This is a genomic window from Borborobacter xinjiangensis (assembly GCF_047739745.1).
Classification (GTDB): domain Bacteria; phylum Pseudomonadota; class Alphaproteobacteria; order Rhizobiales; family Rhizobiaceae; genus Pseudaminobacter.
Map to the genome: position 1 here is coordinate 1 of NZ_JBLLVA010000028.1, position 15,794 is coordinate 15,794.

Consider the following 15,794-nt stretch of genomic DNA (forward strand, 5'->3'; position numbering starts at 1 on the left):
CATGCGCCGCATCCTCAGGAAGATCGCCGAGGACGATTTCGGCGCGCTCGGCGACACCTCAACCCTCGCCGACCCCTCCGTCGTCGACGACCTCATCCAGAACCGCCAGAACAGGAGAGCGCCGGCGTAAAAGACTTAAGCTGACGGGCCCTTGCGCCGGCGGACCCGAGGCCCCACATTGGGGCGCGTGTTCAACGAATTGAAAGGAGGTGATCCGATGTCGAGTGATTTCGTTTTCCAGAGCGTGGCCTCAGCGGATTGCCTTTTCGGGAAGCAGCCTTCCCGTTAAAGCGCATGACGCGCGGCACGTGAGCCGAGAGGCTCACGGCTGACGGCCGCGCACTGGACGAAAGCCACGGAAGGCCGCCTGCTTCACCTGAAGCGGCGGCCTTTTCGTTTGTCGATGGGTCGCGCAACTCAGATCGGCGTGCGTCCGTGACGACGCATATCTCCTTGTTGGAGCATCGGACTTTCCGAAACCGGATTCCACTTTTCGGTCCTAGCCGCACCAACCCCGCCGCCTGCCGCCCGAATAGGGCCGCACGAGACGCCGCTCGAGAAGGATCGCGCCGATGGCGTCGCCTTCTTCGGTGCCCACATCCGCCAGCACCCGGCCGTAATATTTGGCCCCGCCAATGTTGGAAATCGAAACCGTACCGTGTTTGAGGAGCCGCGAAAGCTCGTCGCGTGCGCGCAGTGCCGCCTCTCGCTCGGCACTGCAGCGGCCCTTCATTTCCGGCGCGTCAATGCCGCGGATGCGGATATTCACCCGCAGCGACTGGCCGGGCCACAGATGAGCTTCGGCCAGGAAGGTGTCGCCATCAAGAACCTGGATAACGCTTGCAGCGACCGGCCCCTTAAAGAGCTTGAGCGATTTTGCGATTGCCGGTGTCGCGATCGCCAGCGCACAGGCTAGCAGGCCGATCGGCGCCAGCCCCATTGCCCAGAAGAATCGTTGCGAAACCATTTCAAGGGATTTATTCCTAATCTGTGGAGAGCGCAATGCCTCGATACGGCAGCATTCCGCGCGTGCGGTAGGCGGTCAGATACCTTGAAAGGCAGCTTCGCCGGGGCACCGCGCACTGTTCGCGGTCCACATCTTGACGGTGGTTAGTCGGCGATTCCTAGCAGCGGCATGTCGGCTGCGTCGCAGTGACGGTCAGAAATCGGCGGCGAGGCCCTTGATCTCCCAGTCGCCGTAACGCACCGGCTCGTTGCCGCCGCGTCCGCCGATCTCGCGTGGCAGTTCGGCTTCCTTGGCCAGATAGGCTTTCCGGCGTTCCTCGGCCTCGCGTAAGGCACGCTCCGCGGCAGGTGTCAGGGCTTTGCGATCGAGCGACGCGCTGTTCCCCTGGTCCTTGACGATGGTTTCGGACATTCGCAATCTCCCGTCCCGGCAATTGAAACCGGACGATTTTCTACCCATCATATATCGGAACCTGCGGCGCGGATCGACCCTTTCGTTTGCAGGCGAAGATGGAGTGGACGATGAACACCATTCGCACGGCGATGCTGCTTGCTTTCATGACGGCTTTGTTCATGGGCGTGGGCTATCTGATCGGCGGCTCGGGCGGCATGACGATCGCTTTCCTGATCGCGGCCGGCATGAATCTGTTCAGCTACTGGAACGCCGACAAGATGGTGCTTCGCATGCACCACGCCGTCGAGGTCGACGAGCGCAATGCGCCGGAATACTTCTCGATCGTGCGCGACCTTGCCCAGCGCGCCGGCCTGCCGATGCCCAAGGTCTATCTTATCGACAATCCGCAGCCGAACGCCTTTGCTACCGGACGAAACCCGCAAAATGCCGCGGTTGCGGCGACCACCGGGCTGCTTGAGCGGTTGTCCTATGAGGAAGTCGCCGCCGTGATGGCGCATGAGTTGGCGCATGTGCAAAACCGCGACACCCTGACAATGACGATCACCGCAACCCTTGCGGGCGCCATCTCCATGCTCGGCAATTTCGCCTTCTTCTTCGGCGGAAACCGCGACAACAACAATTCGCTCGGCATTGTCGGTGTGCTGGTCGCCATGATCGTCGCGCCCTTCGCCGCCATGCTGGTGCAGATGGCGATCAGCCGCACGCGCGAATATTCGGCCGATCGGCGCGGTGCGGAAATCTGCGGCAATCCGCTGTGGCTCGCTTCCGCCCTTGACAAGATCGCGCGCAGCGCTCAACGCATCCACAATCCCGATGCCGAGCGCAATCCCGCCACCGCGCATCTTTTCATCATCAATCCGCTTTCCGGCGAGCGCATGGACAATCTATTCTCGACCCATCCCAACACCGAAAACCGCATCGCCGCACTTGAGCAGATGGCGCGTGAGGACGGCATGGGCGGCGGCATGCGGCGAGAGCAAGAAGCTCGTCCGGAGACCGGACCGTGGAACGCTCCCTCCGCGCCGGCTCGCCAGTCCAAGCCGGCCGCGCCGTCCGGTCCATGGGGCCGCAATCCGACAGGGCCGAAAGGCCCCTGGTCGTGAGCGTGGGAAGGCCCGCCCGCCGCTCGTCTCAATCATCGAAACAGGACGCTCATCGAACCGGTGACGACAGCATTGCCGGCCTTGGCGCGCGCAAGGCCGCCGCAAAACTTCTTGCGGCTGTCATCGACGCGCGGACCTCGCTCGACGGATTGACGGATCACGAGCACGGCCACCCGCAGTTCCGGGCGCTCGACATGCGCGACCGCGCGCTCGTTCGCGCGATACTGGTAACCGCGCTGCGCTATCGGCGCACGATCGATAATCTGATCTCGGCGCGGCTGGAGCGGGCGCTTCCGGCAAATGCCACCGCGCTTGCACATATCCTCCATGTCGCCGCCGCCCAGATCCTGTTTCTCGATATTCCCGACAGCGCCGCGGTCGATCTGGCGGTTACCCACGCCAAGACGGACTCGCGCACCGCGCGTTTTTCCGGCCTGGTCAACGGCGTGTTGCGGTCGCTGGCGCGCGGCAAGGCCGAGGAACTGCCGGCGATGCTCGCCGACACGCAGGATGCACCCGAGTGGTTCCGCAGCCGGCTGGTTTCCGCCTATAGCGATCGGACCGCCGGCCGAATTCTTGCCGCGCATCGGCTGGAGACGCCGGTCGATTTTTCCGTGAAATCCGATCCGCAAGCCTGGGCTGAAAGGCTGGGCGGCATCGTGCTGCCGACCGGTTCGGTGCGGGTCGAGCGGCTAGCGGCCAATGTGCCGGATTTGGCGGGTTTCGAGGAAGGTGCATGGTGGGTGCAGGATGCCGCCGCAAGCCTGCCGGCACGGCTGCTTGGCGATCTGTCAGGGCTGCATGTTGCCGATCTGTGTGCGGCACCCGGCGGCAAGACGGCGCAGCTGGCGCTGGCCGGCGCAAATGTTACCGCGCTGGACAGTTCCAAGAACCGGCTTGCCCGGCTGGAGAAGAACCTGCGGCGGCTCGGCCTTTCCGCCGAGACCGTCCATGCAGATATTTTCCAGTTCGAGCCGCCGGCGCTGTTCGATGCGGTGCTGCTCGATGCACCATGTTCCTCCACCGGAACCGTTCGCCGTCATCCGGACGTGCCGTGGACGAAATCGCCAGCCGACATTGAAAAGCTCGCTGACCTGCAGCGCCGCATGCTGGGCCGTGCCGTGTCGATGGTGAAGCCGGGCGGACGCGTGGTCTTCTCCAATTGCTCGCTCGATCCGCTCGAAGGCGAGATGCTCTATGAGCGATTCCTGACGGATGAACCGGCTGTGGAAAATGATCCTCTCCGACCTGGCGAAATCGCCGGCACGGATGATTTCCTGACGCCGCAAGGCACGTTGCGCACCACGCCGGCGGATATGGATTTGGGCCGTCCGGAGATTTCCGGACTTGATGGCTTCTTCGCCGCGAGGTTGCGCCGCACCGACTGAAAAGCAGGCACTTATCCCCAGTTGCGGATGGCGGACAAATACGCCTTCGCACAATGCCTTGAATCATATAAATCTTACGGCCGGGGGGTGCATGTCTGGAGTGATTTCTTGTCTATGGCGGCGGGCAACACGGCTGGCCTTTGGGCGCTCGTCGCCAAGGAGATCTGGCGCAAGGCTCGCGGCCGTTTGCGCGCCGGCCCGGTCTATCGCTGGCGCTACACCGGACGCACGCCCGAGCGCGTTCTGATCGCACCGCCTGATCTGAGGCTCGCCGACCAGCAGATTGCACTCGAAATCTATTATGGACGCTACCCGCTCGCCGGCCACTTCGTCGAAACCGGCGGTGAATCGCCCTTCCGCATCGAAGTGCCGGATCGCAACTGGCAGAAATCGCTGCACAGCTTCCGCTGGTTGCGCCACATGCGCGCCGCCGGCACCGAACTGGCCGCTGCCAATGCTCGCGCTTTGGTGTCTGACTGGATCGCCAGCCATGGCAACCGGATTTCCGGCGTGGCCTGGGAGCCGGCGACGACGGCCAGGCGCATCATCGCCTGGCTGCAGCATTCGTCGGTGGTGCTGCAGGGCGCGGAATTCCGCTTCTACCGCAGCTATCTGAAATCGCTGGCACTTCAGATCCGCTATCTGCGCTCGATCGCCCGCGAAATGCCCGACGGCGAAGAGCGCCTGCGCGCCCGCATTGCGCTTGCGTTTGCCGCGCTATCGCTGCCGGCGCCGATCTCGGCGCTGCGAGGCGCCACTCGCAACCTGGCCGAGGAACTCGACCGGCAAATCCTGCCCGATGGCGGGCACATCTCGCGCAATCCCTTGGCCGTGCTGGAATTGCTCGCCGACCTGCTGCCGCTGCGCCAGACCTATGCCAACCAGGCCGAAGCGCCGCCGGATGCGCTGATCGGCGCAATCGAGCGGATGCTGCCGGCTTTGCGTTTCTTCCGCCACCAGGATGGCAGCCTCGCCCGCTTCAACGGCATGGGCGTGACCATCCACGACCGCATCGTCGCCATCATGCGCCATGACGATACGGCCGGCGCGCCGCTGCTGCATGCACCGCATTCAGGCTATGAGCGCCTTTCGCTAGGCACGACAACGGTTATCGCCGATACCGGCGTACCGCCGCCCAGCGAAGTATCGGAAACGGCTCATGCCGGCTGTCTTTCGTTCGAAATGTCATCCGGGCGCCAGCACTATATCGTCAATGCAGGCGTCGACGCCTTCGGCGCCGACGAGTTCCGGCCGCTTTCCCGTGCCACCGCCGCGCATTCGACGGCCTCCCTGAACGACACCTCCTCGGCTCGTTTCAATCATTCACCGCGCGTCAACGGCCTGCTCGGCTCGCTGCTGATCGGCGGTCCCCGGCATGTGCGCTCCGAGCGCCTCGATACCAAGGAAATGCAGGGCTTCGTCGCCAGCCATGACGGATATGTCTCCCGTTTCGGCATTTATCACGAACGGGAAATGACGCTGTCGGAAGGCGGCGACGTGCTGAGCGGCATCGATCGCTTCCTGCTTGCCGGCGGCGCTACGCCTCGTGACAATGGCCAAGACCTCGTCACCATTCGCTTCCACATCCACCCTGATGTCCTGCTTTATCAGGATGAGCATGGCCGGTTGGTGTTGGCTACTCCCCATTCCGACAGTTGGGTGTTGACCTCTAAGGACGTGGAGCCCGCGGTGGAGGAATCCATCTTCTTTGCCGGCCTTGGCGGGCCGCGCCACAGCCGTCAGATCGTGCTGGCCTTCAAGGCTTCCCAGAAGCCCGAAGTCCGCTGGCGGTTCAAGCGGCTCTCCGCGCAAGCGCGGCCGCAGGATTGAGTGGCTTGGTGCCCTCGGACATTTGATTTCCCGGCGCAGTATGGTAGGCCCTGCGCATCCTCTCAAAACAGAAGGGCGTTAACGCAATGGCCGTCGCCTCCAAGAACATTCCCGCACCGGATCTGGTCGCGATCCGTCGCGCGCTGATCTCCGTTTCCGACAAGACCGGGCTCTTGGAGTTCGCCCGGGCACTCAGCGGGGTCGGCGTGGAACTCGTTTCTACCGGGGGCACCGCGCGCGCCATCGCCGAGGCGGGCATCGCCGTGCGCGACGTCTCGGAACTGACAGGCTTTCCCGAGATCATGGACGGTCGCGTAAAGACGCTGCATCCTTCGGTGCATGGCGCGCTGCTTGGCATTCGCGACGATGCCGAACATGCCGAAGCGATGCACGCGCATGGCATCGAACCAATCGATCTTCTCGTCGTCAATCTCTATCCGTTCGAGGAGGTCCGGCAGTCCGGCGCGGATTATTCTTCGATTGTCGAGAATATCGACATCGGCGGACCGGCGATGGTACGCGCCTCGGCCAAGAACCATGCCTATGTCGCGACGATCGTCGATCCTGCGGACTACGCGGCCGTGCTCAATGCGCTGGAGATGAACAGCGGATCGCTATCGCTCGAATTGCGCAAGAAGCTCGCGGCGAAGGCGTTTTCGCGCACCGCAGCCTATGATGCGGCGATCTCCGGCTGGTTCGCCGAAGCGCTCGAAATCGAAGCGCCGACGTGGCGGGCTTTCGGCGGCAAGCTCGAAAGCGTCATGCGCTACGGCGAAAACCCTCATCAAACCGCCGGCTTCTACGTCACCAGCGACCAGCGGCCCGGCGTCGCCACCGCCACGCAGCTTCAAGGCAAGCAACTTTCCTACAACAACATCAACGACACCGATGCGGCGTTCGAACTGGTGGGCGAATTCGATCCGGCACGGGCCGCGGCCGTTGCCATCATCAAGCACGCCAATCCTTGCGGCGTGGCGGAAGGCGACACGCTGAAGGCAGCCTATGAAAAGGCGCTTGCCTGCGACCCGGTTTCGGCCTTCGGCGGCATCGTCGCCGTGAACCGCCTGCTCGATGCGGAGGCGGCGGAGGAGATCGTCAAGATCTTCACCGAGGTCATCATCGCGCCGGAGGCGAGCGAGGAGGCTCAGGCGATCATTGCGGCCAAGAAGAATTTGCGCCTGCTGGTCACCGGCGGCCTGCCTGATTCACGCGCGCCGGGGCTCGCCGTCAAGTCGGTTGCCGGCGGCCTTCTGGTGCAAGGCCGTGATAATGCCGTGGTTGACGGGCTCGACCTCAAGGTGGTGACGAAACGGGCGCCGAGCGCCCAGGAAATGGCCGATCTGAAATTCGCCTTTCGGGTCGCCAAGCATGTCAAATCGAACGCCATCGTCTACGCCAAGGACCTTGCCACGGTCGGCATCGGCGCCGGCCAGATGAGCCGTGTGGATTCCTCGCGCATCGCCGCGCGCAAAGCGCTCGATGCGGCTGAGGCAGCGGGGCTGGCCGAGCCGCTGACCAGGGGCTCGGTGGTGGCCTCGGATGCCTTTTTCCCGTTCGCCGACGGCTTGATGTCAGCGATCGAGGCCGGCGCCACCGCCGTTATCCAGCCGGGCGGCTCGATGCGTGACGACGAGGTGATCGCCGCAGCCGACGAGCATGGCATCGCCATGGTGTTCACCGGTACTCGACACTTCAGGCACTGATCCCGCAACGAAACGTGGATTACGTTTCCGGATTGTCGGCGGGATAGGGCGTCGGCCACAGGAGCGCCATGCCGCCGACAAGGAACAGCAGGATCACCGCCATGCCGAGCCGCGGCGAGCCACTGGCGGCGGTGACGGTTGCGACAAGAAAAGGTGCCACGAAGCTGGTCGCGCGCCCGGCAAGCGCGTAGATGCCGAAATAGCGGCCCGCTTCGTCGGCGGTGACGCTGCGCGCCAGATAAGAGCGCGACGAAGCTTGCACCGGGCCGAAGGCAAGGCCGACCAGCAGGCCGAAAACGATATAGGCCTTTTCGGCTGGCGTCCCGAACATTCCGCCCGTATCGGTGCCCGGAAGCATCAAGACGCCGAACAGGGTGAAGCCGGGCCCTGTGGAGATAATGCCGGAGGTGGCGACAATCAACGCCGCCAGCGCAATCATCACCACCGCCTTGGAGCCCAATGCGCTGTCGAGCCGGCTGGCGACAAGGCAGCCGAAGATCGCAACGACATTGAGGATAATGCCGAACAGGCCGATTTCGGTGACGGACCAGCCGAACATCGCTGCGGCGAACACGCCTCCGAGGCCGAGCAGCGCATTCACGCCGTCTTGATAAACCATGCGGGCGAGGAGGAAACGCAGGATGCCGCTGCGCCTTCTCACCTCGCCGAGCGTGGCCTTCAATTCCGTCAGGCCCTGCCGCACCGCAGGACGAAGCGGCATGCCTCGGGCGCCGTCGGGCGTGAAAAAGAACATCGGCAGGATGAAAATGAAATACCAGAGCGCCGACAGCGGCCCCGTCGCCCGTGCGTCCTCGCCGAGCTTGGGGTCGAGGCCGAACAATGGCTCGGCGCCGATCAGCGTACGGCCGGTTTCGGGCGAGCCGGCCATCAGCGCGACGACGAAGATCAGCACGATCATGCCGCCTAGATAGCCCAGCCCCCACGCGATATTGGAAATCCTGCCGATCTCGGATTTCGAGACCAGTCTCGGCATCATGGAATCGTTGAATACAACCGAGAACTCGGCGGCAACCGCGGCAAGCGAAAACAGCAGGATAACCGGCACGAGCGGTGAGCCGGGAGCGGCAAACCACAGCGCGCACAGGCTGGCGATCTTGATGGCGGCGAAGAAGGCGATCCACGGCTTGCGCGGGCCGGTCTGGTCGGCAATCGAGCCCAGTATCGGCGACAATATAGCGATGACGAAGCCGCCAATGGCGATGCCGTAGGCCCAGGCCGCCTGTCCCATTGCCGGGTCGCTGGCCATGCGGGAGACCACATAGGGACCGAAGATGAAGGTCGTGACCACCGTGAAGAACGGCTGTGCCGCCCAATCGAAGAACATCCAGCCCCAGATGCCCGCGCGCGAGGCGGTCTTCGTCCGTTCATGCGCCGGTTCGATGTCGATTGCGCGCCGGGTCAACTGGTAAGATCGCTCATGAGGCCGGAAGCGACGGAGAGCCGCGAGACAGTGAGGTCGCCGCCTTCGGTCAGGCCCTGCAGGCGTTCGCGCGTGCGCGAGATGCGCTCGCCCCCGGCGGCAAGCCAGGCTCCGACCGGATCGTCGGAGGCGCCGAAAGCCGTGAGGGCGGCGACTGCGATGCCGCGTCGCGCCGTATCGATCGTGTCGCCCGCGCGCGACAGCGCCAAGCCGTCATAATAGTCCGAAGGCGTGATCGCTTGTGCCGCGCTCTCGATCCGAGCGATGCGGAACGCGTCGCTGACTGAAAAGAATGCCCTGGCGGCCGCGACGATTTCGGTATCCGCTGCCTTGGCGACCAGCGAAATGTCCGGAATGAACTCGGCGACATCGCCGATCGCCAGGCGTTCCGTAAGAAGCTCCGGGGCGCCGAGCGCCGCCAAGCCTTGCCGGCGCCCCTCCAGGCGCGCCTTGTCGAAGGATGGCAGCAGCGAGGGCAATTTCGGCTCCAGCGCCAGCCGCGCCTTGTGGAGGGCGGCGATCTGGGCGTCAACCGTGCCTTCGCCGTCGTCGTTGCGCAAATACCAGCCGCTGGTCACGAAGATGAGCCGGCCGAGCGATTGGTAAAGGTCCAGCTGCACCTGTCCGTCGATGCGGTTGTCGAGCGCATCGATTTCGCGGTAGAGCGCCGGCAGGTCGAAACCGGCGCGAACAACCACGAAGGCCCGCACGACGTCGGCTGCCGTGCGTCCGGTTGCCTCCTGCAATCGGTTGACGAAGGATGGCCCTCCGCGATTGACCAGGTCGTTGGCCAGCACACGCGCGATGATCTCGCGCCGCAGCCGATGGCCTGCGATCTCGGCGGCATATTTTTTCTGCATTTTCCGAGGGAAGTACTCCATCAGATCGCGCTCGAAATGCGGATCGTCGAGCAGATCGCTGCCGACGATGTCGGAAAAGAGCACGATTTTGGCATAGGCCAGCAGCACGCCGAGTTCAGCCCGGGTCAGTTGCTCGCCGCGTGCCTCGCGCGCCGCAAGTGCCGCGGGCGAGGGCAGCGTCTCGACCCCGCGGTCGAGCAGCCCGCGCCGCTCCAGCGCGCTGATGAAACGCGCCTGATGCGGCAGGTCGGCGACGCCGCGTTTGCTTTGCAGCGAAAGCGCCAGTGTCTGCTGGTAATTGTTGGCCAGCACCAGGGAAGCGACCTCATCGGTCATGTCGGCCAGAAGCTTGTTGCGGGCTGGCCGCGTCAGCGTTCCCTTGCGCATCGCCGAAGCGAGCGCGATCTTGATGTTGACCTCGACGTCCGACGAGTTGACGCCGCCGGAATTGTCGATCGCGTCCGAATTGCATCGGCCGCCGAGCAGTCCGAATTCGATCCGGGCGCGCTGGGTGACGCCGAGATTGGCGCCTTCGCCGATGACCTTGACGCGCAGGTCGGCGGCGTTGACGCGGATCGCATCGTTGGCGCGGTCGCCGACCTCCTGATTGGTCTCGTTCGTCGCCTTGATATAGGTGCCGATGCCGCCGAACCAGAGCAGGTCGACCGGCGCGCGAAGGATTGCCCGTATGATCTCGCTTGGCGAGGCGACGGTCCCTTCCAATCCGATGGCCTTGGCCGCCTCCGTGGACAGCGTCACCGATTTCTGGCCGCGCGAGACGACAATGCCGCCCGCCGACAGTTTCGAACGGTCGTAGTCCTGCCAGCTCGAACGCTGCAGGTTGAACAGGCGCTGTCGCTCAGCAAAAGAAGCTGCGGGATCCGGGTCCGGATCGATGAAGATGTCGCGGTGGTCGAAAGCCGCAATCAGCCGCGTCTGTTCGGACAGCAACATGCCGTTGCCGAACACGTCGCCCGACATGTCGCCGACGCCCACCACGGTGAACGGCGAAGTCTGGATGTCGCGGTTCATCTCGCGGAAATGCCGCTTCACCGCCTCCCAGGCGCCACGCGCGGTAATGCCCATCTTCTTGTGATCGTAGCCGGCCGACCCGCCGGAGGCGAAGGCGTCGTCCAGCCAGAAATCATGCGCGGCGCTGATGGCATTGGCGGTGTCGGAGAATGTCGCGGTGCCCTTATCGGCGGCGACGACGAAATAGGGGTCGTCGCCGTCGCGCCGCAGCACATCCTTCGGGGTGACCACTTTGTCGCCCTCGAGGTTGTCGGTGACCGAAAGCAGGCTTGAGACGAAATTGACATAGGCTTTCTTGCCGGCCTCGAACACGGCTTCGCGGCCACCGCTTGAGGGCGGGCGCTTCGGGTAGAAGCCGCCTTTGGCGCCAACCGGCACGATGACTGCGTTCTTGACCTGCTGCGCCTTGACCAGCCCGAGCACTTCGGTGCGGTAATCCTGGGCCCGGTCGGACCAGCGCAGGCCGCCGCGCGCCACCGGTCCGAAGCGAAGATGCACACCTTCGACCTCCGATCCATACACGAAGATCTCGCGCCAGGGACGCGGTTCGGGCAGGCCCTCTATGGCACGGGAATCCAGCTTGATCGCCAGTGATTCGCCTCTCTCTTTGGTTCCGGCAACGAAATAATTGGTGCGCAGCGAGGCTTCGATCAGGTTCAGATAGCGCCGGATAATCGTATCGTCGTCGATATTGGGCACCTGTTCGAGCGCGTCCTTGATCGCCGCCTTCAAGTGCTTTGCCGTGACCTCGCCGTCCTTTGCGGCCGGATCGAAATGCGCGATGAAAAGGCTGAACAGCGCGCCCGCGATCTGCGGATAACGGTTGAGGGAGGCGGCAATGAAGTCCTGACTCTGCGGAATGCCGGCCTGCTGCAGATAGCGGCCATAGGCACGCAAGATACCAATGGCGGGAGCGCCCAGTGCGGCGGTCTGCGCCAACGCGTTATAGCCGTCATTGTCGGCGTCGCCGCGCCACACCGACAGGAAGACTTCCTTGAACAGCCCGCCCTCGTCGGTCAGGTCGATCGTCTTGCCATAGGCGCTTTCGAGTTCCATGTCGTGGATGAAGACGGGCTCGGAAGCTTCGTCGCCGATCTCGAAGGTGCGTTCGCTGATCACCCGAAAGCCCATATTCTCCAGAATGGGCACGCGCCGCGAAAGCGATACCGGCGCACCATGATGATAGATTTTCAGGGACGCCTGCTCCGGCTGCTGGCCGGTGTCGCGGTAATAGTCGACGGCAATCGGATGGCCTTCGTCGATCTCGGCGATCCGGCCGGCATCGACCAGGGCGACTTCGGGGGAAAAGCTGCCGCGGTAGCTTTCGGGAAAACGTGCCGCGATGGCGGCGAGACCCGCATCCGCGCCGGAGCTGGCCGCCGCCTCGACCAGCGCGTCCTCCCAGGTGCGCACGATATCGCGGACCGCAGCCTCGATCACATGCTCCTCGACCTTCGGCGTTCTGCCGCCGGAACGGCCGATGATGAAATGGACGCGCGCCAGGCCGCCTTCCGGGAAGGCCGGATAATAGGCCGACAGCCGGCCCTCGAACACGGTCTTCAGATAAGTGCCCATTTTTTCGCGAGCGACGCTGTCATACCGGTCGCGCGGCGCGAAGATGATGACCGAGACGAAGCGATCGAACTGGTCGACGCGTACCAGCGCACGCACGCGTGGCCGTTCGATCAGACCGAGTATGGCCTGCGCATGCTTGCGCAGCGTCGGCACGTTAATCTGAAACAGTTCATCGCGCGGATAGCCTTCCAGCACGGTGATCAGGGCCTTGCCGGAATGATCGGCCGGATCGAAGCCGGATTTGGCGATGACCGCCTGCACCTTTGAACGCAGGTAGGGGATTTTCATCACCGAGCGGGTGTAGGCCGAAGACGTGAACAGGCCGACGATGCGCAACTCGCCGAGCAGCGCGCCTTTGGCGTCGTAGGTCTTCACGCCGATATAGTCGAGATAGACGCGCCGGTGCACCATCGACTTGGCGTTGGCCTTGGTGACGATCAGCGGATCGGGGCCATGCAGGAAGGCGCGGATTTCGGGCGTCGTCGTGTGGACGTCGGCCTCGCGGCGCAGCACCAGAACGCCCGGATCGCCCAATATGCCGAGACCGGGCTTGCCGATACGGTCCAGCGTGCCGCTCTTCAGGTCGCCGGTGTAGCGAAACTCGCGCATGCCGAGGAAGACGAAATTATCCTCGCGCAGCCACTCCAGGAAAGCGACGGCCTCCGCCATTGCGCCCTGGTCGAGCCGGATCGGCGAATAGCGGAACTCGCTTACCGCCTGGTCGAGCCGCGCCAGCATCGGCTTCCAATCGGCGACGGCGGCCCGCACCTGCAGCAGTACGTTCTTCAGGCGCTCTTCCAAATTGCTGGCCTGTTTGGCCGTAAGCGCCCTGATATGGACATGGACGACGCTGACCCGGTCGGCGCCATGATCGCTTTTTGCCGGTCCGCCCTCACCAAGGATGCGCTCGACGCCGTTCTTGCCATGTGTGACCAGAAGGACCGGATGGGTGACGAATGTCGGTTCGCCGGCGCTTTCGGTTATCTCGCCAAGGATGGAATCGAACAGGAACGGCATATTGTCGTTGACGATGGTGATGATCGTCAGCGGCCGCTCGCCGAGCCGGATGCCGGTGTCAAGATCGATGGCAACGACGCTTGCGCCCTTGCGATGCCGGAAGACTGCATGCTCGGCAAGTTCCGCAGCCTTGCCGAGCATGGCCGGATCATAGGCGGAGACGTCTTCTTCCGAAGCTCGGGCGAGCAAATAGTCTGCAAGATGCGCCGGCTTTTCACCCGCTCTCGACGTCACGGCCTTCTTTGCCGTGGACCCCGATCTGACGCTGCTTGCCATGATGCCGACACCCCCCTCGTCACGAGCTTCGCTGCCATCGTAGCAGATGAAACGTGCTTGGCGACATCGCATTGATGCGAAATACAAATGTCGCACGAAAGGAAATTGCGTCGCTGAGCGACGAAATTGCGGCCAGGAAGTTTTGGTTCAGGCGGAAGCCCCCGAACGCGATGCGTGGGCGCCGGCATTCAGATCCGGCGCCGCGGGAAAGATGACCGGCTTACGCGGCGCCGGCCGTCTTCGACTTTTCAAAGCGCTTGCGCTCGTTGGGATCAAGATAGAGCTTGCGCAGACGAATGGTCTTCGGCGTCACCTCGACCAGTTCGTCGTCCTGGATCCAGGCCAGCGCCCGCTCCAGCGTCATGCGCACCGGTGGCGTCAGCTTGACCGCTTCATCCTTGCCGGCGGCGCGGATATTGGTCAGCTTCTTGCCCTTCAGCACGTTCACTTCGAGGTCGTTGTCCCGGGAGTGAATACCGATGATCATGCCCTGATAGACCTTTACGCCGGCGTCGATGACCATCGGCCCGCGATCTTCGAGGTTCCACAGCGCATAGGCGACGGCCTCGCCCTGCTCGTTGGAGATCAGCACGCCATTGGTGCGTCCGGGCAGTTCCCCCTTGTAGGGCTGGTATGAATGGAACAGCCGGTTCATCACCGCCGTGCCGCGCGTGTCGGTCAGCAGTTCGGACTGGTAGCCGATGAGGCCGCGTGTCGGCGCATGGAAGACCAGGCGCTGGCGGTTTCCGCCGGAAGGCTTCAGTTCGACCATGTCGGCCTTGCGCTCCGACATCTTTTGCACCACCACGCCGGCATGTTCCTCGTCGACGTCGATGACGACTTCCTCGACCGGCTCCATCAACTGGCCGTTGTCGTCCTTCTGCATGACGACGCGCGGGCGCGACACGGCAAGCTCGAACCCCTCGCGGCGCATCGTCTCGATCAGCACGGCAAGCTGAAGCTCGCCGCGCCCGGACACGTAGAACGAATCCTTGTCCGCCGATTCCTCGATCTTGAGCGCGACATTGCCTTCCGCCTCGCGCAGCAGGCGATCACGGATGACGCGGCTGGTGACCTTGTCGCCTTCGGTGCCGGCAAGCGGGCTGTCGTTGACAAGGAACGACATGGTGACGGTCGGCGGGTCGATCGGCTGGGCCTTCATCGGTTCGTTCACCGCGGGATCGCAGAAGGTGTCGGCGACGGTGCCCTTGGAAAGGCCGGCAATGGCCACGATGTCGCCCGCCTGCGCTTCCTCGATCGGCTGACGCTCGATGCCGCGAAAAGCCAGGATCTTGGAGATACGGCCGTTCTCCAGCAGCGTGCCGTCATGGTGCAGCACCTTGACGGCCTGGTTGGGCTTCAGCGTGCCGGATTCGATACGGCCGGTGATGATGCGGCCAAGGAAAGGGTTGGCTTCCAGGATGGTGCCGATCATGCGGAACGGGCCGCCGCCGACTTTGGGCGCCGGCACGTGGTCGAGCACCAGGTCGAACATCGGCGCCAGGCCCTGATCCTTCGGACCTTCGGGGCTTGCGGCCATCCAGCCGTCGCGGCCCGAGCCGTAGAGAATGGGAAAATCGAGCTGCTCGTCAGTGGCGTCGAGAGCTGCGAACAGGTCGAACACCTCGTTGATGACCTCGGTGTGGCGGGCGTCCGGGCGATCGATCTTGTTAATTGCCACGATCGGCTTGAGACCGACCTTGAGCGCCTTGCCGACGACGAACTTGGTCTGCGGCATCGGACCTTCGGCCGCGTCGACCAGCACGATGGCGCCATCGACCATGTTGAGGATGCGTTCGACCTCGCCGCCGAAATCGGCGTGGCCGGGCGTATCAACGATGTTGATGCGGGTATCCTTCCACTCCACCGAAGTGGCCTTGGCGAGAATGGTGATGCCGCGCTCTTTTTCGATGTCGCCCGAGTCCATCACGCGCTCGGCCACGCGCTGGTTGTCGCGCACGGAGCCGGACTGTTTCAGGAGCGCGTCGACCAGCGTCGTCTTGCCATGGTCAACGTGTGCGATGATCGCAATATTGCGGAGTTTCATTGTTGGATCCGGGAAGGTTGCAGGCACGCCGATGCGCCGCGCCGCGTTTCGTTTGTGGGCGCGCTCATACATGGTTTTTCGCAATTGCGAAAGAGGCGGACGAAAATCCGTCCGCCGCTCAGAGCGCCGTGCGTCCAACTA

At 63.7% G+C, this 15,794-nt stretch carries 9 protein-coding genes; 4 read left to right on the forward strand and 5 right to left on the reverse strand.

Annotated features, from left to right (window positions below):
• Positions 1-499 precede the first annotated feature (499 nt).
• Positions 500-967 (reverse strand): thermonuclease family protein, encoded by a 468-nt coding sequence (locus ACLKMW_RS21675; RefSeq protein WP_415726610.1) that lies wholly within the window; start codon positions 965-967, stop codon positions 500-502.
• A gap of 192 nt (positions 968-1,159) precedes the next feature.
• Positions 1,160-1,378 (reverse strand): DUF1674 domain-containing protein, encoded by a 219-nt coding sequence (locus tag ACLKMW_RS21680; RefSeq protein WP_415726611.1) that lies wholly within the window; start codon positions 1,376-1,378, stop codon positions 1,160-1,162.
• 110 nt (positions 1,379-1,488) lie between these two features.
• Between ACLKMW_RS21680 and htpX the strand changes: the two genes are divergently transcribed.
• From htpX to purH, 4 genes are all read left to right on the forward strand, one after another.
• Entirely contained in the window at positions 1,489-2,484 is a 996-nt protein-coding gene (htpX, locus tag ACLKMW_RS21685) for a zinc metalloprotease HtpX (protein WP_415726612.1), read from the forward strand.
• Positions 2,475-3,872: an RsmB/NOP family class I SAM-dependent RNA methyltransferase gene (locus ACLKMW_RS21690; RefSeq protein ID WP_415726654.1), complete on the forward strand. Its 1,398-nt coding sequence runs from the start codon at positions 2,475-2,477 to the stop codon at positions 3,870-3,872. Before htpX ends, ACLKMW_RS21690 begins: the two co-directional genes overlap by 10 nt.
• 114 nt (positions 3,873-3,986) lie before the next feature.
• Entirely contained in the window at positions 3,987-5,702 is a 1,716-nt protein-coding gene (locus tag ACLKMW_RS21695) for a heparinase II/III family protein (RefSeq protein ID WP_415726655.1), read from the forward strand.
• An 86-nt stretch (positions 5,703-5,788) separates the two neighbouring features.
• Positions 5,789-7,405 carry a bifunctional phosphoribosylaminoimidazolecarboxamide formyltransferase/IMP cyclohydrolase gene (gene purH, locus ACLKMW_RS21700; protein ID WP_415726613.1) on the forward strand — a complete coding sequence of 539 codons (1,617 nt, stop codon included), beginning with the start codon at positions 5,789-5,791 and terminating at the stop codon, positions 7,403-7,405.
• A gap of 19 nt (positions 7,406-7,424) precedes the next feature.
• On the opposite strand, the gene ACLKMW_RS21705 is transcribed toward purH, so the two are convergent.
• The 3 genes from ACLKMW_RS21705 to typA form a co-directional block, all read right to left on the reverse strand.
• On the reverse strand, positions 7,425-8,828 hold the full coding sequence (locus ACLKMW_RS21705) for an MFS transporter (RefSeq protein WP_415726614.1): 1,404 nt from the start codon (positions 8,826-8,828) through the stop codon (positions 7,425-7,427).
• Positions 8,825-13,606: an NAD-glutamate dehydrogenase gene (locus ACLKMW_RS21710; protein ID WP_415726615.1), complete on the reverse strand. Its 4,782-nt coding sequence runs from the start codon at positions 13,604-13,606 to the stop codon at positions 8,825-8,827. Before ACLKMW_RS21710 ends, ACLKMW_RS21705 begins: the two co-directional genes overlap by 4 nt.
• Before the next feature lie 220 nt (positions 13,607-13,826).
• A complete protein-coding gene (typA, locus tag ACLKMW_RS21715; RefSeq protein ID WP_415726616.1) occupies positions 13,827-15,653 on the reverse strand; it encodes a translational GTPase TypA in 1,827 nt (608 codons plus the stop codon).
• Positions 15,654-15,794 lie beyond the last annotated feature (141 nt).